Consider the following 19,706-nt stretch of genomic DNA (forward strand, 5'->3'; position numbering starts at 1 on the left):
CAAGGAGTTGTGAAAAATGTCTCAACACAAGGCCTTTAATACGCCATTTCTTCTGGCGATAACCTGTATTTATTTAAGCTACTTTTTACACGGCATTAGTGTCATTACGCTGGCGCAAAACATGACATCCCTGGCAGAAAAATTCTCAACAGATAATGCAGGCATTGCCTATTTAATTTCGGGAATTGGCCTTGGGCGGCTGGTCAGCATTCTATTTTTTGGCGTTCTCTCAGATAAATTTGGCCGTCGGGCCATCATCCTGTTGGGCGCTATTCTGTATATGTTCTTCTTCTTCGGTATTCCTGCCAGCCCAAATTTAATGATTGCATTTATTCTGGCTGTTTGTGTCGGCGTGGCAAACTCAGCCCTCGATACAGGCGGCTATCCGGCGTTAATGGAATGTTTTCCCAAAGCATCAGGTTCAGCCGTTATTCTGGTGAAAGCCATGGTGTCATTTGGACAGATGATCTACCCCATCATCGTCAGTACCCTGCTGCTTAATCATATCTGGTACGGCTATGCGGTTATTATCCCCGGCGTATTGTTCGTCCTGATTACTCTAATGCTATTAAAAAGCCGCTTCCCGAGTCAGATAGTGGATGCTGGCGTCGCGAAAGATTTGCCGCAAATGAACAGCAAGCCACTGGTCTGGCTGGAGGGAGTGGCATCCGTGATGTTTGGGGTTGCCGCATTTTCAACGTTTTATGTCATCGTGGTCTGGATGCCCAAATACGCCATGGCGTTTGCCGGTATGGCGGAAGCCGACGCGTTGAAAACTATCTCCTACTACAGTATGGGGTCGCTGGTCTGCGTCTTTATTTTTGCTGCGCTACTGAAGAAAATGGTTCGTCCTATCTGGGCCAACGTTTTTAACGCGGGTCTGGCAACCATTACGGCGGCGGTTATCTATCTGTACCCCTCACCGCTGGTGTGTAATGCAGGCTCATTTCTCATCGGATTCTCTGCGGCAGGCGGTATTTTACAGCTCGGTGTTTCCGTGATGTCAGAGTTTTTCCCCAAGAGCAAAGCCAAAGTCACCAGTGTTTATATGATGATGGGAGGTGTCGCCAACTTTATTATCCCACTGATCACCGGATACCTTTCTAACATTGGTCTGCAATACATTATTTTGCTGGACCTCGCATTTGCTCTGCTGGCATTTATCACTGCCATTATCGTCTTTGTCCGTTACTACCGCGTATTCAATATTCCCCAAAACGATGTGCGCCTGGGCGAACGTTATTTTCAATAAACAGTTTAATAGGAGTTTCAAATGGACGTAACTGCAAAATATGAACTGATCGGTCTGATGGCCTATCCTATCAGGCACAGTCTGTCGCCCGAAATGCAGAATAAAGCATTAGAAAAAGCAGGATTACCGTTTACCTACATGGCATTTGAAGTTGATAATTCAACGTTTGCCAATGCGATTACCGGGTTGAAAGCATTAAAAATGCGCGGTACTGGGGTATCTATGCCCAACAAGCAGCTGGCATGTGAGTATGTTGATGAATTAACCCCCGCCGCCAAACTGGTGGGCGCGATCAATACCATCGTCAATGATGACGGCTACCTTCGTGGCTACAACACGGACGGTACCGGACATATTCGCGCAATTAAAGAAAGCGGCTTCGATATTAAAGGTAAAACCATGGTACTGTTGGGCGCAGGTGGCGCATCTACGGCTATCGGTGCGCAAGCGGCAATTGAAGGTATAAAAGAGATTAAACTCTTTAACCGTAAAGATGAGTTTTTCGCAAAAGCGGTTGAGTTCGCCAAACGCGTGAATGAAAACACTGACTGCGTGGTGACCGTTATCGATCTCGCTGACCAGCAGGCGTTTGCAGAAGCGTTGGCCAGTGCGGATATTTTGACTAATGGCACTAAAGTCGGCATGAAGCCACTGGAAAATGAATCCATCGTCACCGACGTATCTTTGCTACGTCCGGATCTGTTGGTAACCGAATGCGTCTATAACCCGCATATGACCAAATTGCTGCAACAGGCACAACTTGCAGGTTGCAAAACGATTGACGGTTACGGCATGTTGTTATGGCAAGGAGCTGAGCAGTTCAAGCTCTGGACAGGAAAAGATTTCCCGCTGGAGTACGTTAAACAGGTTATGGGGTTTGCAGCCTGACGGGCAAGTATCAGTAAATATTTAAAGGGTAATCAATGAAAACCGTAACCGTAAGAAACCTCGTTATTGGCGAGGGTGCGCCGAAGATCATTGTCTCGCTGATGGGTAAAGACATCTCAACGGTAAAAAGCGAAGCGCTGGCCTATCGTGAAGCAGACTTCGACATTCTGGAGTGGCGCGTTGACCATTTTGCGGATGTTTCATCAATTGACGCCGTACTGGAAGCCGCCCACGCAATCCGCGATGTGATGACCGACAAACCGCTGTTATTTACCTTCCGCAGCGCGAAAGAAGGTGGCGAACAGGCGCTGTCTGTAGAAAAGTACCTTGCGCTTAACCGTGCGGCAGTAGACAGCGGTCTGGTGGATATGATCGATCTGGAACTTTTCACCGGCGATGAGCAGGTTAAAGCAACCGTCGAACACGCGCATGCGAAAAATGTCTTTGTGATTATGTCTAATCATGATTTCCATAAAACACCGGCGGCAGAAGAGATTATTCAGCGTCTGCGCAAAATGCAGGAACTTGGCGCAGATATTCCTAAAATTGCGCTGATGCCGCAAAGTAAAACGGATGTTCTGACGTTACTCAGCGCCACGCTGGAGATGCAGGAACGCTACGCCGATCGCCCGGTGATTACTATGTCAATGGCCAAAACTGGCGTTATTTCACGTCTGGCAGGTGAAGTCTTTGGCTCAGCTGCAACCTTTGGCGCAGTAAAAAAAGCTTCAGCCCCGGGGCAGATCTCCGTTACCGATCTGCGTACCGTACTGACAATATTACATCAGGCTTAATAACAAAATATTTCCACGATACACAAAATCATTCAAGTTGCATCAAGGCAGTAAATAAGCGAATCCCGATGAGCTTACTTAAGGTAAGTGATTCGGGTGGGAGCGTGCAGCCAACGCAGAAGCAGCTTGCAGGATTACGGGTATAAATATAAATAACTCGCTGGCTCAGATATCCGTTTAACAGCGTATATCTGGCAATCAGCTAAGCATTATTAAAGTGAATACTATTTTATCGAATATATCGATAGGTATTCGCACACATATAATCTGGAGTTTATATGAAACTTAAAAGACCTGAACGTATTCAAGGTCGGGTACCGGTATTATCGGCAGCGGACGCAGTGGATTATATTCCTGATGAAGCGACACTTTGCGTATTAGGTGCAGGTGGCGGTATTCTTGAAGCTACCAAATTAATTACTGCATTGGCTGATAAATATAAAAACAACCAGTCCCCGCGTAATTTATCACTGATCAGTCCGACAGGATTAGGAGATCGGGCAGACCGGGGGATTAGCCCGCTGGCGCAGGAAGGTTTAGTTAAATGGGCGCTTTGCGGGCATTGGGGACAATCACCACGGATCTCCGATTTAGCCGAACAGAACAAAATCGCTGCGTACAACTACCCACAGGGGGTATTAACTCAAACGTTACGCGCCTGCGCGGCCCACCAGCCAGGTATTTTAAGCGATATCGGCCTTGGCACATTTGTTGACCCTCGCCAACAGGGTGGCAAGCTGAATGAAGTGACCACTGAAGATTTAATTAAACTGGTGGAGATCGACAACAAAGAGTACCTCTACTATAAGGCCATCGCGCCAAATATCGCCTTTATTCGCGCGACTACCTGTGACAGCGAAGGCTACGCCACCTTTGAAGATGAAGTGATGTATCTCGATGCGCTGGTCATTGCCCAGGCCGTTCACAACAACGGTGGCATCGTCATGATGCAGGTGCAAAAGATGGTTAAGAAAGCCACCCTGCATCCTAAAGCGGTTCGTATTCCGGGCTATCTGGTGGACATTGTGGTGGTTGATCCCGATCAGACTCAGCTGTACGGCGGTGCGCCAGTTAACCGCTTTATTTCAGGTGATTTTGTCCTTGATGACAGCCACCAGACCGCCCTGCCACTCAACCAGCGTAAGCTTGTTGCCAGACGCGCTCTCTTCGAAATGCGCAAAGGCGCTGTCGGTAACGTTGGTGTAGGAATTGCCGATGGTATTGGCCTTGTCGCTCGCGAAGAAGGATGTGCCGACGACTTTATTCTGACGGTCGAAACCGGCCCGGTTGGTGGCATTACCTCTCAAGGCATTGCCTTTGGTGCTAACGTTAATACCCGCGCCATTATGGATATGACCTCCCAGTTTGATTTCTACCACGGTGGCGGACTGGATGTGTGCTATTTAAGTTTTGCTGAGGTGGATCGGCATGGCAACGTTGGCGTACATAAATTTAATGGCAAGATTATGGGCACTGGCGGTTTTATCGATATTAGCGCCACCTCGAAGAAAATTATTTTCTGCGGCACATTAACCGCCGGCAGTCTGAAAACAGAAGTGACCGATGGTAAATTAAATATCGTGCAGGAAGGTCGGGTGAAGAAATTCGTTAATGAATTACCCGAAATAACTTTCAGCGGAAAAATTGCCCTCGAACGCGGACTTGATGTGCGTTATATCACCGAACGCGCCGTGTTTACGTTAAAAGAAGACGGCCTCCATTTAGTTGAGATTGCACCAGGAGTCTCTCTGCAAGAAGATATTCTGGACAAAATGGATTTCACACCCGTTATTTCTCCGAACCTGAAACTGATGGACGAAAGATTATTTATTGATTCTTCGATGGGTTTTGTATTGCCCGACGCCGCCAATTAAAAGGAGTACCCAGATGGACTTTTCATTAACTGAAGAACAAGAGCTGCTGCTTGCCAGTATTCGGGATCTGATTACCAGTAATTTCCCGGAAGAGTATTTCCGTACCTGCGATCAGACCGCCACCTACCCCAGAGAATTTATGCGTGCCCTTGCGGATAACGGTATTTCGATGCTGGGTGTACCGGAAGAGTTTGGCGGTATACCGGCTGACTACGTCACACAGATGCTGGCTCTGATGGAAGTGTCAAAATGTGGAGCTCCCGCATTTTTAATTACCAACGGTCAGTGCATTCACAGCATGCGTCGTTTTGGTTCAGCCGAGCAACTACGTAAAACAGCAGAAAGCACAATGGAAACGGGCGATCCAGCGTATGCGTTGGCATTGACCGAACCTGGCGCCGGGTCCGACAACAACAGTGCCACGACCAGCTATACGCGTAAAAATGGCAAGGTGTACCTGAACGGACAAAAAACGTTCATTACCGGAGCCAAAGAGTATCCATACATGCTGGTACTGGCGCGTGATCCGGAGCCTAAAGATCCGAAGAAAGCCTTTACGCTGTGGTGGGTTGACTCCAGTAAACCCGGCATCAAGATTAACCCGTTACACAAAATCGGCTGGCACATGTTAAGTACCTGCGAAGTCTATCTCGACGATGTCGAAGTTGACGAAAGCGACATGGTCGGTGAAGAAGGCATGGGCTTCCTCAACGTGATGTATAACTTTGAAATGGAACGGTTGATCAACGCTGCGCGCAGCACCGGTTTTGCGGAGTGTGCCTTCGAAGACGCAGCACGTTACGCCAACCAGCGCATTGCATTCGGCAAGCCCATTGGGCATAACCAGATGATCCAGGAGAAACTGGCACTCATGGCGGTTAAAATCGAGAACATGCGCAATATGGTATTGAAAGTCGCCTGGCAGGCCGACCAGGAGCAATCGCTGCGTACCAGCGCAGCACTGGCAAAACTGTACTGTGCTCGCACTGCGATGGAAGTGATCGACGACGCAATTCAGATTATGGGTGGTCTGGGTTATACCGATGAAGCGCGCGTTTCCCGATTCTGGCGAGACGTACGTTGCGAACGTATTGGTGGCGGCACCGATGAGATCATGATTTACGTAGCTGGTCGTCAGATCCTGAAAGATTATCAAAACAAATAAGTGATGGTGGCAACCCGGATAGCGTATAAATGCTATCCGGGCTTATGCCAGGGATCAGACTTCCGGTAGCAGGCATTCCTGCTCAATCAGATTGTTTTTAAACTGCTTACGATAGTCGCTGGGTGAACACCCCACATGCCGTTGAAAGAGTTTGGCAAAATGATCGACATTTTCATATCCCACCCGCCACGAAATCTCACCTAACGAAGCCTCAGTATTTGTCAGGGAGAATTTCGCCTCTGTCATCCGTCGCTGAATAACATAGTTAATCGGTGAAATACGATACTCTTTGGTAAATTCATGGCAGATATAACTGACGCTGGCACGAAATTTTTTGGACAACTGATCCAGCGTTATTTTTTCGCGGAAATTGTTATTTAAATAAACCAGTACATCTTTAATTAAGATATCTTTTTTAATATACCCTTGCTCCGAACGATAAGCATTTTTAAAGTTTTCATAAAATAAAACGGTTAAGGCATAAGCGAAAGCATCATAAGCCGCAGAGGTCAGATTATTTTTGCTCTGCGGGAGCATGATGCTAAGTTCATTAAAGATACTTTTAATGACCTCCTTTCCTTGCCCGGCGCTGATGACCGGACATGAATGCCCTTGCAATAGCTGATTCTCCTGCCAGCCTTCAAAACGGAAGCCGTACAATGCACAGGTATAAGGGGTCGCAGGCGAGCTGCTGTCAGAGGCGACAGCATGGAGCCGCCCTTGTTCTATCACGACAATATCGCCGGCATGCGCGACATACAGTGAAGAATCAATAATTAATCTGGCGACCCCTTTTTTGACATAAATGAGCTCTGTTTCATTGTCATGAACATGGTGGCCAGACTCCCAGTTTGGATCATCACTAATGACGAAGCGTGAAAATCTGGGCGTTTTCCCCTGCTCAAAAAGGGTTTCCATCGCATTATCAAAACATCGTTGATACATGACAACCTCCACCTTAAGACAGTAATTTTAGGAACATTTAATAATGACAAATTAAAGCGATGAGCCATGTTATACAATGATAATCCATACTAGCGAAACAAAATTATTTGTGCCAACTGCAAGATGATACTCCCGATTGGAGTGAATTATCCCCACTATTTATTTGCATTTTAAATTTATTGAAAAGGATAAATGTTATTTCTTTAGAGGCAATAATTTACATAACGGAAACAAATATCGCTCAATAGTGAATAAAAACATGATTCACTTCGCAAAGATCTCCTACAGTTTGCCTGCTCCAATTATTTCTTCCACAATCCGTTTTCCTTCCATTCTGATCAACGTTGCACTCTGATCTCATTTTTTTTTGCAAGATTGTTAGGAATGAAAACAGATTGCCCCGTCGAAAACACATTACATCTACCGCACACTATTTTCAGTCAAATTTTACCTACTGCCGATGATGACGCACTCCGTCATCATCCGAACGTGACCCACTGGAGATACCATGAAAATAATAACCTGCTTTAAGTTGGTACCTGAAGAACAGGACATTGTTGTTACCCAGGAGCGCTCGCTTAACTTTGACCGGGCCGAAGCCAAAATCAGCCAGTTTGATTTGAACGCGATGGAAGCCGCTGCACAACTAACCGCTGAGGGTGATGAGATCGTCGCCTTAACGGTCGGAGGTTCATTGTTACAGAACTCTAAAGTGCGGAAAGACGTGTTGTCCCGCGGTCCGGATAGTCTGTTTCTGGTACAGGATGCGCAACTGGAACATTCACTGCCCAGAGACACTGCTCAGGCCCTGGCCTGCGCCGCGAAAAGTATTGGATTTGACCTGATGATATTTGGTGAAGGATCAGGCGATCTCTACGCGCAGCAGGTGGGCTTGCTGGTGGGAGAATTGCTACAACTTCCCATTATTAACGCAGTAAGCAGCATTCAACGTAACGGCGGCCATGTTCTGGTTGAGCGCGCGCTTGAAGATGAAATTGAAGTCATCGACCTCCCCCTTCCCGCCGTGCTTTGCGTCACGTCAGATATCAATACACCGCGTATTCCTTCGATGAAAGCCATTCTTGGCGCGGGTAAAAAACCCGTTACGCAGTGGCAGGCCAGTGATATTGGCTGGACACCAACGCCACCATTAGCAGAGCTGGTTGAGATCGTGGTTCCGCCGCAAGCCGAGCGCAAGCGCATCATTCTGGAAAACGACTCGCCAGAAGCCATTGCCGAACTGGCTGAGCATCTGAAAAAAGCCCTGAACTAAACCCAACGGAGAGAGATTATCATGAGTAAATTAGCCAACGTCTGGGTGTTCAGCGATAACGTAGAACGCTATGCAGAGTTAATGACCGGTGCTCGCCAATGGGGTGAGCAGGTGCACATCATTGTGCAAGGTAGCGAACAGGCAAGCAGGGCTAAGCGGCTGGGTGCCGATGAAATAATCGTCCTCGAACAAATCTCCCCCTTGCAGCGTATTGAAAACTATGCGGAGACCCTCGTCGCCCTGATAAAAGAGCACTCTGGCCTGTTGCTGATGCCTGCCACCAAACGCGCCAAGGCCCTCGGTGCGCGTCTGAGTATTCAACTCAATGCAGCGATGGTGAACGATGCCACATCGGTAAGTCTTGATGCCGGGGCGCTTTTCGCTGAGCACCGCATGTATGGCGGTCTCGCATTCGGCAAAGAAAAACTCAACAGTGCTCTGGCGATTATCACAATCGCCGCCGGAGTGCTGGAGCCGGTAGAAGAGAATCAGGAAAACAGCTGTCCGGTTACTTCCGCAACGTATATCACTCCGCACCATGAAGTTATCTGCCAGGAGCGTCGCACCAAACCACCTAGCAGTGTTGATCTCAGTAAAGCCAAACGCGTCGTGGGTGTTGGTCGTGGCCTGGTTGCACAGGACGACTTACAAATGGTGCATAACCTGGCTGCTGTACTGGGCGCTGAGGTGGGATGCTCACGACCGATTGCTGAAGGTGAAAACTGGATGGAGCGCGAACGCTATATTGGCGTTTCAGGCGTATTGCTGAAATCTGATCTTTACCTGACGCTGGGCATCTCAGGGCAAATTCAACATATGGTCGGCGGAAACGGTGCGAAAATTATCGTCGCCATCAACAAAGACAAAAAAGCCCCCATCTTTAATTACGCCGATTACGGTCTGGTGGGCGATATCTACAAAGTTGTTCCAGCCCTTATCGAACAGCTAAGCCGCTAACCCCCTATTTAACGCACAGATCCCGCCGCCCTCGCGGCGGGAAGGGAGCATAAAGCATGTCAGATGAAAAATTTGATGCCATTGTGGTCGGTGCTGGCGTGGCCGGTGCGGTAGCAGGCTATGTGATGGCAAGTGCAGGACTGGACGTGTTGGTTATTGAGCGTGGAAACAGCGCTGGCAGTAAAAATATGACCGGTGGCCGGCTCTACGCACATAGCCTTGAAAGCATCATGCCTGGATTCGCTCAGCAAGCGCCCATCGAACGTAAAGTGACCCGCGAAAAAATCTCATTCCTGACCGAAGAAAGTGCCGTGACCCTGGACTTTCACCGTGAAAAAACCGATGCCCCAGCGCAGGAGTCGTATACCGTTTTGCGCAACCGTCTTGATCCCTGGCTGATGGAAAAAGCCGAACAAGCAGGCGCGCAGTTCATTCCGGGCGTTCGCGTCGATGCGCTGATCCGCGAGGGCAATAAAGTTACCGGTGTACAGGCTGGTGACGATATCCTGGAAGCTAATATTGTCATCCTTGCCGACGGTGTTAATTCCATGCTGGGCCGCTCACTGGGCTTAGTCCCCGCCTCCTCAGCACATCATTATGCCGTCGGTGTAAAAGAACTGATCGGCTTGTCTCCCTCTGTTATTGCAGATCGTTTCAATCTTTCGGGCAATGAAGGTGCGGCCTGGCTGTTTGCCGGCTCGCCATCTAACGGACTCATGGGCGGTGGTTTTCTGTATACCAACCATGACTCTGTTTCTCTGGGGCTGGTGTGCGGCCTGGGGGACATAGACCACGCCACAAAAAGTATTCCGCAAATGCTGGAAGATTTTAAGCAGCATCCCACTATTCGCCCGCTGATTGAAGGAGGTGAATTGCGGGAATACTCGGCACATATGGTGCCTGAAGGTGGTCTGGCAATGGTGCCCAGACTGTTCGATGATGGCGTGATGATCGTCGGCGATGCCGCCGGTTTCTGTCTGAATTTGGGGTATACGGTACGCGGCATGGATTTAGCCATTGCTTCTGCGGAGGCGGCAGCTAAAACAGCGATTGCCGCGAAAGAACGGCAAGATTACTCCGCCAACAGCCTGATGGACTACAAGCACGCTCTCGAACAGAGTTGCGTAATGCGCGATTTACAGCATTTTCGCAAGATCCCGGCGCTGATGGAAAACCCGCGTCTGTTTACCCAATACCCACGCATGGTGGCAGATATCATGAGCGATATGTTCACCGTTGACGGACGTCCGAATCAACCGGTTCGCAAGATATTTATGTCCCATGCAAAACAGATTGGGTTAATGAACTTACTCAAAGACGGCATTAAGGGAGCAACAGCGCTATGAGTCAGGACAATACCGTTAACGTTGACGTCAAACTGGGCGTCAACAAATTCAATGTCGATGAAGGCCATCCGCATATTATTCTGACCGATCATCCTGACGTTAATGAATTTCGCAAATTACTGAAAGCCTGCCCCGCCGGACTGTACAAGCAGGACGAAAGCGGAAATATTCATTTTGATTCTGCAGGGTGTCTGGAGTGTGGGACTTGTCGGGTACTTTGCGGTGAAACAATCCTCGAACAATGGGGATACCCGGCAGGGACATTTGGTGTGGAGTTCCGCTACGGCTAACGGATTTTGCATTTTACAGGCCGGATCGGATGCTACTGCCGTCCGGCAAGAAGTATGCCGAAAATAATCCAGGGACAAACAATGAAAGTCACGCTAACGTTTAATGCCGAGCGTAGAAAAACATACCGACAGCAGGGATTTTGGGGGGATGCCTCACTCGGCGACTACTGGCACCAAACTGCTCAGGCCGTGCCGGACAAAACCGCTGTAGTCGATAATCAGGGCGATTCATATACCTATGCCGCACTCGACAGTGCAGCCAACAGCCTGGCATCATGGTTTTTATCCTGCGGGATCCAACCTGGCGATCGTATTGCTTTTCAACTGCCGGGCTGGTGCGAATTTACTCTTATTTATCTGGCCTGTCTGAAAACGGGGGCCGTTTCCGTTCCCCTGTTACCCGCCTGGCGCGAGGCAGAACTGGTGTGGGTACTGAACAAATGTAAAGCGAAGATCTTTTTCGCGCCTACCCTGTTTAAGCAGACCCGACCGGTCGATCTGATCCTGCCCCTACAAAATCAGTTACCGCATCTGCAACAGATTGTCGCCGTGGATAAACTGGCTCCTGCAACGGCATCATTGGCGCTCAGTCAGCTACTTACGACCCCACCGTTAACCAAAGCGATTAGCGTTCATGCCGACGAACTGGCCGCAGTGCTTTTTACCTCCGGTACTGAAGGGATGCCGAAAGGCGTGATGCTGACCCATAACAACATCCTTGCCAGCGAGCGCGCCTACTGCGCCCGCCTCAACCTCAACTGGCAGGATGTGTTTTTAATGCCTGCTCCGCTTGGGCACGCCACCGGCTTTCTGCATGGCGTAACAGCGCCGTTTTTAATTGGTGCGCGCAGCGTGCTGCTGGATATTTTTACCCCAACGGCCTGCCTCGAACTGTTGCAGCAACAGCGTTGTACCTGCGTACTCGGCGCAACACCCTTCGTCTATGACATCCTGTGCTGTGTCGAAAAGCAACCTTACGATCTCTCATCACTGCGCTTCTTCTTATGCGGTGGCACAACTATTCCGAGAAAAATTGCCCGCGACTGTCAGCAGCTCGGCATCAAACTGTTAAGCGTCTATGGCTCGACGGAAAGTTCACCGCATGCAGTAGTAAACCTTGATGACTCACTTTCCCGCATGATGAATACCGACGGCTACGCCGCCGCTGGCGTCGAAATAAAAGTGGTCGATGAAACGCGAAAAACGCTGCCACCAGGCACTGAAGGTGAAGAAGCTTCGCGCGGGCCCAACGTCTTTATGGGCTACCTTGATGAGCCAGAAATGACTGCCAGAGCGCTGGATAGCGACGGTTGGTACTACAGTGGTGATTTGTGCCGAATGGACGACGCGGGATACATAAAAATTACCGGACGTAAGAAAGATATTATCGTGCGAGGTGGCGAGAATATCAGTAGTCGTGAGGTTGAAGACATTCTATTGCAGCATCCGCGCATACATGATGCCTGTGTTGTTGCCATGCCAGACGATCGATTAGGGGAAAGGTCGTGCGCCTACGTAGTGCTCAAGTCCCCGCATCACTCGCTTTCGCTGGAATCTGTGGTGGCTTTTTTTAGTCGTAAACGGGTGGCAAAGTACAAATATCCGGAACATCTTGTGGTGATCGAAAAATTACCCAGAACGGCGTCCGGTAAAATTCAGAAGTTCTTGTTACGTCAGGATATTATTCAGCGCCTGCAGGCTGAATGTGTTGAGGTATAAGTGTGGCAGAGATGACAGGATGGCGACGCGAACGCCGCCATCCTGGTTGATATTACTTTTTCAGTTCAGCCAGACTCAGCCATGTCTGTACAACGGTATCCGGGTTCAACGACAGGCTGTCGATCCCCTCTTCCATCAGCCAGGCAGCGAAGTCTTCGTGGTCAGATGGACCCTGACCGCAAATACCAACGTATTTACCCTGTTTCTTGGCAGCGCGAATCGCCATCGACAGCAGTGCTTTCACCGCGTCGTTACGCTCATCAAACAGCTCAGAAACAACGCCAGAGTCACGGTCCAGACCCAACGCCAGCTGCGTCATGTCGTTAGAGCCAATAGAGAAGCCGTCGAAGTGCTCAAGGAACTGCTCAGCCAGCAAGGCGTTGGATGGGATCTCACACATCATGATGATCTTCAGCCCGTTCTCGCCACGTTTCAGCCCCTGACGCGCCAGCTCATCCACCACCGCTTTTGCCTGGGCCACAGTTCGTACGAACGGTACCATCACTTCAACGTTCGTCAGTCCCATTTCGTTGCGCACGCGTTTCACCGCGTCACATTCGAGGGCAAAACAGTCGCGGAAGCTATCTGAAACATAACGACCCGCGCCACGGAAGCCCAACATCGGGTTCTCTTCATGCGGTTCATAACGCTCGCCGCCGACCAGGTTGGCGTATTCGTTGGACTTAAAGTCCGACATACGGACAATGACACGTTTTGGATAAAACGCCGCACCCAAGGTCGCGATCCCTTCGGTCAGACGACCAACATAGAATTCGCGAGGGGAGTCGAACCCTTTCATCATTGAACGGATTTCTTTTTGCAGCTCAGGCGTCTGATCATCAAATTCCAGCAGTGCGCGAGGATGCACGCCAATCATGCGGTTGATGATAAATTCCAGACGCGCCAGTCCAACGCCTTCGTTCGGCAGACAGGCGAAATCGAAAGCCCGGTCCGGGTTGCCGACGTTCATCATCACCTTCAACGGCAGATCCGGCATGGTCTCCACGCTGGAACTTTTCACGCTGAAGTCGAGCATGTCAGCATACACATAGCCGGTATCGCCTTCGGCGCAGGAGACAGTCACCTTCTCGCCATCTTTCATGCGCTCGGTAGCATCACCACAACCTACGACAGCCGGGATCCCTAGCTCGCGAGCGATGATCGCCGCGTGACAGGTACGACCGCCGCGGTTGGTGACAATCGCTGCCGCTTTTTTCATGATCGGCTCCCAGTCTGGGTCGGTCATGTCGGTGACCAGTACGTCGCCTGGGTCAATGCGGTTCATTTCGCTGATGTCGTGAATCACCTTCACCGGACCCGCGCCAATGCGATGACCGATAGCACGGCCTTCAGCAATGATTTTACCCTGAGCATGCAGCGTATAACGCTCCATCACCTGGCCGCGAGAACGTACGGTTTCCGGACGAGCCTGCACAATGAACAGCTTGCCGGTGTGACCATCTTTAGCCCATTCGATGTCCATAGGACGACCGTAGTGCTTCTCGATCTGTACCGCCTGCTTCGCCAGTTCCTGCACTTCCTCGTTCGTCAGCGAGAAAATATCACGTTGATCTTGCGGAACATCTTCAATCGTAACCTGTTTACCGTGTTCCTGCGTCGGCGCATAAATCATGCGGATTTTTTTCGAACCCATCGTGCGACGCACAATTGCCGGGCGGTTAGCGGCCAGCGTCGGTTTGTGCACGTAGAATTCATCAGGGTTGACAGCGCCCTGCACGACCATTTCTCCCAGGCCCCAGGCTGAGGTGATAAACACCACCTGGTCGAAACCGGATTCGGTATCAATGGAGAACATCACGCCGGAAGACGCAAGGTCAGAGCGCACCATACGCTGGACACCCGCAGAGAGCGCCACCCCACGGTGGTCATAACCCTGGTGAACACGGTAGGAGATCGCCCGGTCGTTAAACAGCGAAGCAAATACGTGTTTTATTGCCACCAGCACCGCATCAAAACCCTGGACGTTGAGGAAAGTTTCCTGCTGACCGGCAAATGAAGCATCTGGCATATCTTCTGCGGTTGCAGAAGAACGCACGGCAAAAGAGGCATTAGCATCATCCGCGGAAAGCTGCGCGTAGGCATCGCGGACGGCATTTTCCAGCTCAGGCTGGAAAGGAGTGTCGATAATCCACTGGCGGATCTGCGCACCGGCTTTCGCAAGCGCGGTAACATCGTCAATATCCGTTTTATCCAGCAGCTCATAAATGCGCTGGTTTACACCGCTCTGGTCCAGAAACTGGTTAAACGCATCGGCGGTCGTTGCAAAACCATTCGGTACGGAAACACCCATACCGGAAAGGTTAGTAATCATTTCACCCAGGGAGGCATTTTTGCCCCCAACTCTGTCTACATCATTCATGCCGAGTTGGTTATACCAAAGCACCAGCGGTGACGAGCCATTGTTGGACATCGAACAATCCTTATATATGAACGAGGTTAGGAAACTCAATTTTGCGTAATTATCTTTGCATATTTACTTCAGCGAAAAAAACGGTGAATCGTTCAAGCAACTTTATTTTTTATTTTTTAAGATTGTTTACGCATTTGCGCAAACCCGCGAGCGGCACGGGATCACCACAAAAACTGTCGGTATAAACATTTGTTCCGAAAAATGAAATGCACTTTTCATTAAATATAAAAATACCGTTTCATTTTATAAAATAAGTATCGTTATATTCGCTTCTGGCGAATTTTAATTTATGCTTTCAGAGAATTATGTCAGCCCCCAGGATGAGCAAAATGGATAATGCTGTTGATCGTCATGTATTTTATATTTCTGATGGTACGGCCATCACCGCAGAGGTATTAGGTCACGCGGTAATGTCGCAGTTTCCAGTTACGATCAGCAGTATCACGCTGCCGTTTGTGGAAAATGAGAGCCGGGCCCGCGCGGTAAAAGACCAGATAGACGCCATTTATCAACAAACTGGCGTGCGCCCTCTGGTGTTTTACTCCATCGTGTTGCCGGAAATCCGCTCTATTATTTTGCAAAGTGAAGGGTTCTGCCAGGATATCGTGCAGGCACTGGTCGCTCCCCTGCAACATGAGATGAAGCTCGACCCCACTCCGATTGCCCATCGCACGCACGGTCTTAATCCGGGTAATCTCATCAAGTACGACGCACGCATCGCGGCGATTGATTATACGCTCGCTCATGACGACGGTATTTCGTTGCGCAACCTCGATCAGGCTCAGGTGATCCTGCTCGGCGTTTCCCGCTGCGGTAAAACCCCTACCAGCCTGTATCTGGCGATGCAGTTTGGGATCCGGGCGGCCAACTACCCCTTTATTGCCGATGATATGGATAATCTCGTGCTACCGGCATCACTGAAACCGTTACAGCATAAATTATTTGGCCTGACGATCGACCCTGAACGCCTGACGGCGATCCGTGAAGAGCGCCGAGAAAATAGCCGTTACGCATCACTGCGCCAGTGCCGGATGGAGGTGGCAGAAGTAGAAGCGCTGTACCGGAAGAATCAGATCCCGTGGTTAAACAGTACTAATTATTCGGTAGAAGAAATTGCCACTAAGATCCTCGATATTATGGGGCTGAATCGCCGAATGTACTAGAACGCTAGTGCATTGGTTCAATTTTTTGTTATTATGCTCGCCAGTAGGCAGGATGAGTGTGTTATTGTGATGTACATCACTTCCCGGTAGTCCTGCCGTTGAAGCAACAAATTTCTGAGACAAGTAATGAACAGAACCGATGAACTCCGTACTGCGCGTATTGACAACCTGGTCACTCCAGCAGAGCTTGCGCAGCGGCATCCTGTTTCGTCCTCCGTCGCCCGTCATGTGACGGATTCCCGACGCCGGATAGAAAAAATATTGAATGGTGAAGATCCCCGTTTACTGGTGATCGTTGGGCCCTGCTCGATTCACGATCTTGACGCAGCTATGGAGTACGCCACTCGTTTACAGACGTTGCGTACCAGGCACCAGGCGCGTCTGGAAATCGTGATGCGTACCTATTTTGAAAAGCCGCGCACCGTTGTTGGCTGGAAAGGCTTAATTTCTGACCCGGATTTAAACGGCAGCTACCGCGTCAACCACGGTATTGAGCTGGCGCGTAAATTACTGCTGCAGGTTAACGAGCTTGGGGTGCCAACGGCAACGGAATTCCTCGATATGGTTACCGGCCAGTTTATTGCCGATTTAATCAGTTGGGGAGCCATTGGCGCGCGTACCACTGAAAGCCAGATCCACCGAGAGATGGCCTCTGCGCTCTCCTGTCCGGTAGGGTTTAAAAACGGGACGGATGGTAATACACGTATTGCCGTCGATGCTATTCGCGCTTCCCGAGCCAGTCATATGTTCCTCTCTCCGGATAAAACCGGGCAGATGACCATCTATCAGACCAGCGGTAACCCGTATGGACATATCATCATGCGCGGAGGTAAAAAGCCGAATTACTCTGCAGCTGATATCGCCGCCGCCTGTGATACCCTGCATGAGTTCTCCTTACCGGAGCATCTGGTAGTCGATTTTAGTCACGGCAATTGCCAGAAGCAGCACCGTCGTCAGTTAGAGGTTTGCGATGATGTTTGTCAGCAAATTCGCAATGGCTCGACGGCTATCGCCGGGATTATGGCAGAAAGTTTCTTGCGTGAAGGCACGCAAAAAATCGTCAGTGGTCAACCGCTGGTCTATGGTCAGTCGATCACCGACCCATGTCTGAACTGGGAAGATACTGAACTGCTGGTCGAAAAACTCGCCTCTGCCGTTGATAGTCGTTTCTGACCTTTTCACCGGGTGGAATAGCTTCGCCCGGTGACAATCCCTTGTTTTTCCCTTCATTTTTGCTCAAAAAATATTCTCGTCACAATTTTTTCACAAAAAGGCTTGCCGCAAAATTTTAGTTTGTTGATAATGATTATCATTGTTACATTGATTGTTATTTTTAAACACTATGTCACGTATGGATAACACCACGGCAACACCCGTAAAAGACAATACACCACCTTCTCCCGTTCAAACTGAGCGTCGAATTGACAGCAAAAGTCTGCTCGGAAACGAGGGTCGGGTGATTATCGAGCATGACGGACAGCATTACCTGCTGAGACAAACGCATGCCGGAAAACTGATTCTGACTAAATAAACAACACATTTCGCCAGCCACCCAGGTGATCCCCAGGCAGCCAGCGCTTTTCGATTTCCTAATGGAGAGTTGCTATGCCATACCTGCACACCGCGGCTTTGCGCCCATCACTTTTGGCGCTGGCGATCATGAGTCATCTGTCCGCAACCGCTTATGCCGCGACTGATGATATTACCGTTACCGCCACCGGCAATGCCCGTAGCGCCTTTGAAGCGCCGATGATGGTCAGCGTCATCGACGCCAGCGCACCGGAAAACCAAACCGCCAGCTCGGCTGCCGATCTGTTACGCAAAGTACCTGGTCTGACTCTGGACGGTACGGGGCGTACTAATGGACAGGACGTTAATCTGCGTGGTTACGACCGACGCGGCGTTCTGGTCCTGGTTGATGGTGTACGTCAGGGTACCGATACCGGGCACCTGAATGGCACCTTCCTCGACCCTGCTCTCATCAAACGAATTGAAGTGGTTCGCGGCCCGTCTGCTCTGCTATACGGCAGCGGTGCGCTGGGTGGCGTGATCGCGTACGAAACCGCAGATGCTAAAGATCTCCTGGAAGTCGGCAAAAACAGCGGCTACCGCGTATTTGGTACCGCAGCAACGGGCGATCACAGCCTCGGAATGGGAGCCAGCGCATATGGTCGCAGCGATACGCTGGACGGACTGCTCGCCTGGTCCAGCCGTGACCGTGGTGATTTGCGTCAGAGCAACGGTACCACCGCGCCGAACGACGAAACGATTAACAATATGTTGGCAAAAGGCAGTTGGAAACTTGACAGCGCCCAGACACTGGCAGGTTCGCTACGTTATTACAACAATGATGCGCAGGAACCTAAAAATCCACAGGCCAGCGATGCTGATAGCAGCAGTAATCCTATGACCGATCGTTCGACTATCCAGCGTGATGCCCAACTGACGTATACCCTCGCACCAGCGGATAATGACTGGCTGAATGCTGATGCTCGCATTTACTGGTCTGAAGCACGCATTAACGCGCAGAACCCCGATGCAACCAACGAGTTTCGCAAACAAACGACCAAAGGCGGGAAAATTGATAACCGCAGTCGCCTGTTTACCGATTCCCCTGGCTCTCATCTGTTGACCTATGGCGGTGAGTATTATCGCCAGGAGCAACGTCCAGGTGGCTCGACCACAGGTTTCCCGCAGGCAAAAATTGATTTCAGCTCCGGCTGGCTACAGGACGAGATCACCTTGCGAGACCTGCCGATAACGATACTGGGTGGCACTCGTTATGACTCTTACCGCGGCAGCAGTGAGGGTTATGCGGATGTTGATGCGGATAAATGGTCCTCTCGCGCGGGAATGACCGTTACTCCTGCTGACTGGTTGATGCTGTTTGGCTCCTGGGCGCAAGCCTTCCGCGCACCGACTATGGGTGAGATGTATAACGATGCGAAACACTTCTCCATCGGTCGGTTTTACACCAACTACTGGGTGCCAAACCCTAACCTGCGCCCGGAAACCAACGAAACCCAGGAGTATGGTTTTGGCCTGCGCTTTGATGATCTGATGCTGGCGAACGACGCCCTCGAATTTAAAGCCAGCTATTTTGATACCAAAGCAAAAGATTACATCTCCACCAGCGTCGATTTTGCCGCTGCGACAACGATGTCCTACAACGTACCCAACGCCAAAATTTGGGGCTGGGACGTCATGACGAAATACACCACCGACCTGTTCAGTCTGGATCTGGCCTATAACCGTACGCGCGGCAAAGATACTGACACCGGTGAATACATTTCCAGCATTAACCCGGACACGGTCACCAGCAAACTAAACATTCCTGTAGCACACAGCGGCTTCTCAGTCGGCTGGCTCGGTACCTTTGCCGATCGCTCCACTCATATCAGCAGTAGCTACACTAAACAACCAGGCTATGCGGTAAACGACTTCTATGTGAGCTATCAGGGCCAACAGGCACTGAAAGGCGTGACCACTACGCTGGTTCTGGGTAACGCCTTCGACAAAGAATACTGGTCTCCGCAGGGCATTCCGCAAGATGGTCGTAACGGCAAAATTTTCGTGAGTTATCAGTGGTAATCACCCTGCCCCGGCTCG

The 19,706-nt window shown here is 50.2% G+C and carries 16 protein-coding genes; 14 read left to right on the plus strand and 2 right to left on the minus strand.

The genetic code is table 11. The annotated features are described in order from the left end of the window. Positions 1-16: 16 nt before the first annotated feature. From OGX98_RS09255 to OGX98_RS09275, 5 genes are all read left to right on the plus strand, one after another. Positions 17-1,252 (plus strand): MFS transporter, encoded by a 1,236-nt coding sequence (locus OGX98_RS09255; protein WP_048221580.1) that lies wholly within the window; start codon positions 17-19, stop codon positions 1,250-1,252. A gap of 21 nt (positions 1,253-1,273) precedes the next feature. Next, positions 1,274-2,140, plus strand: coding sequence for a quinate/shikimate dehydrogenase (ydiB, locus tag OGX98_RS09260; protein ID WP_286595165.1), 867 nt, complete (start codon positions 1,274-1,276; stop codon positions 2,138-2,140). A 35-nt stretch (positions 2,141-2,175) separates the two neighbouring features. Beyond that, complete coding sequence (gene aroD / locus OGX98_RS09265; protein WP_286595166.1) at positions 2,176-2,934, plus strand: type I 3-dehydroquinate dehydratase; 759 nt, start codon at positions 2,176-2,178, stop codon at positions 2,932-2,934. A gap of 278 nt (positions 2,935-3,212) precedes the next feature. Beyond that, complete coding sequence (locus OGX98_RS09270) at positions 3,213-4,808, plus strand: acyl CoA:acetate/3-ketoacid CoA transferase (protein WP_225760847.1); 1,596 nt, start codon at positions 3,213-3,215, stop codon at positions 4,806-4,808. A 13-nt stretch (positions 4,809-4,821) separates the two neighbouring features. Next, positions 4,822-5,973, plus strand: a complete 1,152-nt coding sequence (locus OGX98_RS09275; protein ID WP_045442178.1) for an acyl-CoA dehydrogenase — start codon at positions 4,822-4,824, stop codon at positions 5,971-5,973. Positions 5,974-6,027: 54 nt separating this feature from the next. On the opposite strand, the gene OGX98_RS09280 is transcribed toward OGX98_RS09275, so the two are convergent. After that, entirely contained in the window at positions 6,028-6,918 is an 891-nt protein-coding gene (locus OGX98_RS09280; protein ID WP_286595169.1) for an AraC family transcriptional regulator, read from the minus strand. A 508-nt stretch (positions 6,919-7,426) separates the two neighbouring features. Here OGX98_RS09280 and OGX98_RS09285 point away from each other — a divergent pair. From OGX98_RS09285 to fadK, 5 genes are all read left to right on the plus strand, one after another. Next, entirely contained in the window at positions 7,427-8,191 is a 765-nt protein-coding gene (locus OGX98_RS09285) for an electron transfer flavoprotein (RefSeq protein WP_045442173.1), read from the plus strand. Between the two features lie 21 nt (positions 8,192-8,212). Next, the gene (locus tag OGX98_RS09290) at positions 8,213-9,148 is read left to right on the plus strand and encodes an electron transfer flavoprotein subunit alpha (protein ID WP_286595170.1); all 936 of its coding nucleotides are present in this window, start codon (positions 8,213-8,215) and stop codon (positions 9,146-9,148) included. A 56-nt stretch (positions 9,149-9,204) separates the two neighbouring features. Next, a complete protein-coding gene (locus tag OGX98_RS09295) occupies positions 9,205-10,494 on the plus strand; it encodes an FAD-dependent oxidoreductase (RefSeq protein ID WP_045442169.1) in 1,290 nt (429 codons plus the stop codon). Continuing rightward, positions 10,491-10,784: a ferredoxin family protein gene (locus tag OGX98_RS09300; protein ID WP_048221585.1), complete on the plus strand. Its 294-nt coding sequence runs from the start codon at positions 10,491-10,493 to the stop codon at positions 10,782-10,784. Before OGX98_RS09295 ends, OGX98_RS09300 begins: the two co-directional genes overlap by 4 nt. Before the next feature lie 81 nt (positions 10,785-10,865). After that, positions 10,866-12,503, plus strand: coding sequence for a medium-chain fatty-acid--CoA ligase (fadK, locus tag OGX98_RS09305; protein ID WP_286595172.1), 1,638 nt, complete (start codon positions 10,866-10,868; stop codon positions 12,501-12,503). Between the two features lie 52 nt (positions 12,504-12,555). Here the strand turns inward: fadK and ppsA are convergent, their stop codons facing one another. Then, entirely contained in the window at positions 12,556-14,934 is a 2,379-nt protein-coding gene (ppsA, locus tag OGX98_RS09310) for a phosphoenolpyruvate synthase (RefSeq protein WP_045442162.1), read from the minus strand. A 329-nt stretch (positions 14,935-15,263) separates the two neighbouring features. Here ppsA and ppsR point away from each other — a divergent pair, with 329 nt between their 5' ends. From ppsR to OGX98_RS09330, 4 genes are all read left to right on the plus strand, one after another. Beyond that, positions 15,264-16,097 (plus strand): posphoenolpyruvate synthetase regulatory kinase/phosphorylase PpsR, encoded by an 834-nt coding sequence (gene ppsR, locus OGX98_RS09315; protein ID WP_045442159.1) that lies wholly within the window; start codon positions 15,264-15,266, stop codon positions 16,095-16,097. A gap of 126 nt (positions 16,098-16,223) precedes the next feature. Continuing rightward, positions 16,224-17,270: a 3-deoxy-7-phosphoheptulonate synthase AroH gene (gene aroH / locus OGX98_RS09320; protein ID WP_045442157.1), complete on the plus strand. Its 1,047-nt coding sequence runs from the start codon at positions 16,224-16,226 to the stop codon at positions 17,268-17,270. A gap of 169 nt (positions 17,271-17,439) precedes the next feature. Beyond that, complete coding sequence (gene hemP, locus OGX98_RS09325; protein WP_071828921.1) at positions 17,440-17,628, plus strand: hemin uptake protein HemP; 189 nt, start codon at positions 17,440-17,442, stop codon at positions 17,626-17,628. 74 nt (positions 17,629-17,702) lie between these two features. Beyond that, positions 17,703-19,688, plus strand: a complete 1,986-nt coding sequence (locus OGX98_RS09330; RefSeq protein WP_286595175.1) for a TonB-dependent hemoglobin/transferrin/lactoferrin family receptor — start codon at positions 17,703-17,705, stop codon at positions 19,686-19,688. Positions 19,689-19,706: the final 18 nt, after the last annotated feature.

Origin of the sequence: Citrobacter sp. Cm046 (genome assembly GCF_030333065.1) — a bacterium.
GTDB classification, from domain to species: Bacteria; Pseudomonadota; Gammaproteobacteria; order Enterobacterales; family Enterobacteriaceae; genus Citrobacter; species Citrobacter murliniae.

Excerpts from the sequence above, each read along its gene's own strand:
- OGX98_RS09275 (WP_045442178.1), top strand. The coding sequence starts at position 4,822 with ATGGACTTTTCATTAACTGAAGAACAAGAGCTGCTGCTTGCCAGTATT.
- fadK (WP_286595172.1), top strand. The coding sequence starts at position 10,866 with ATGAAAGTCACGCTAACGTTTAATGCCGAGCGTAGAAAAACATACCGA.
- ppsA (WP_045442162.1), bottom strand. The coding sequence starts at position 14,934 with ATGTCCAACAATGGCTCGTCACCGCTGGTGCTTTGGTATAACCAACTC.
- OGX98_RS09280 (WP_286595169.1), bottom strand. The coding sequence starts at position 6,918 with ATGTATCAACGATGTTTTGATAATGCGATGGAAACCCTTTTTGAGCAG.
- OGX98_RS09285 (WP_045442173.1), top strand. The coding sequence starts at position 7,427 with ATGAAAATAATAACCTGCTTTAAGTTGGTACCTGAAGAACAGGACATT.
- OGX98_RS09330 (WP_286595175.1), top strand. The coding sequence starts at position 17,703 with ATGCCATACCTGCACACCGCGGCTTTGCGCCCATCACTTTTGGCGCTG.
- OGX98_RS09300 (WP_048221585.1), top strand. The coding sequence starts at position 10,491 with ATGAGTCAGGACAATACCGTTAACGTTGACGTCAAACTGGGCGTCAAC.
- OGX98_RS09290 (WP_286595170.1), top strand. The coding sequence starts at position 8,213 with ATGAGTAAATTAGCCAACGTCTGGGTGTTCAGCGATAACGTAGAACGC.
- OGX98_RS09295 (WP_045442169.1), top strand. The coding sequence starts at position 9,205 with ATGTCAGATGAAAAATTTGATGCCATTGTGGTCGGTGCTGGCGTGGCC.
- OGX98_RS09255 (WP_048221580.1), top strand. The coding sequence starts at position 17 with ATGTCTCAACACAAGGCCTTTAATACGCCATTTCTTCTGGCGATAACC.
- hemP (WP_071828921.1), top strand. The coding sequence starts at position 17,440 with ATGTCACGTATGGATAACACCACGGCAACACCCGTAAAAGACAATACA.
- aroH (WP_045442157.1), top strand. The coding sequence starts at position 16,224 with ATGAACAGAACCGATGAACTCCGTACTGCGCGTATTGACAACCTGGTC.
- ydiB (WP_286595165.1), top strand. The coding sequence starts at position 1,274 with ATGGACGTAACTGCAAAATATGAACTGATCGGTCTGATGGCCTATCCT.
- ppsR (WP_045442159.1), top strand. The coding sequence starts at position 15,264 with ATGGATAATGCTGTTGATCGTCATGTATTTTATATTTCTGATGGTACG.
- aroD (WP_286595166.1), top strand. The coding sequence starts at position 2,176 with ATGAAAACCGTAACCGTAAGAAACCTCGTTATTGGCGAGGGTGCGCCG.
- OGX98_RS09270 (WP_225760847.1), top strand. The coding sequence starts at position 3,213 with ATGAAACTTAAAAGACCTGAACGTATTCAAGGTCGGGTACCGGTATTA.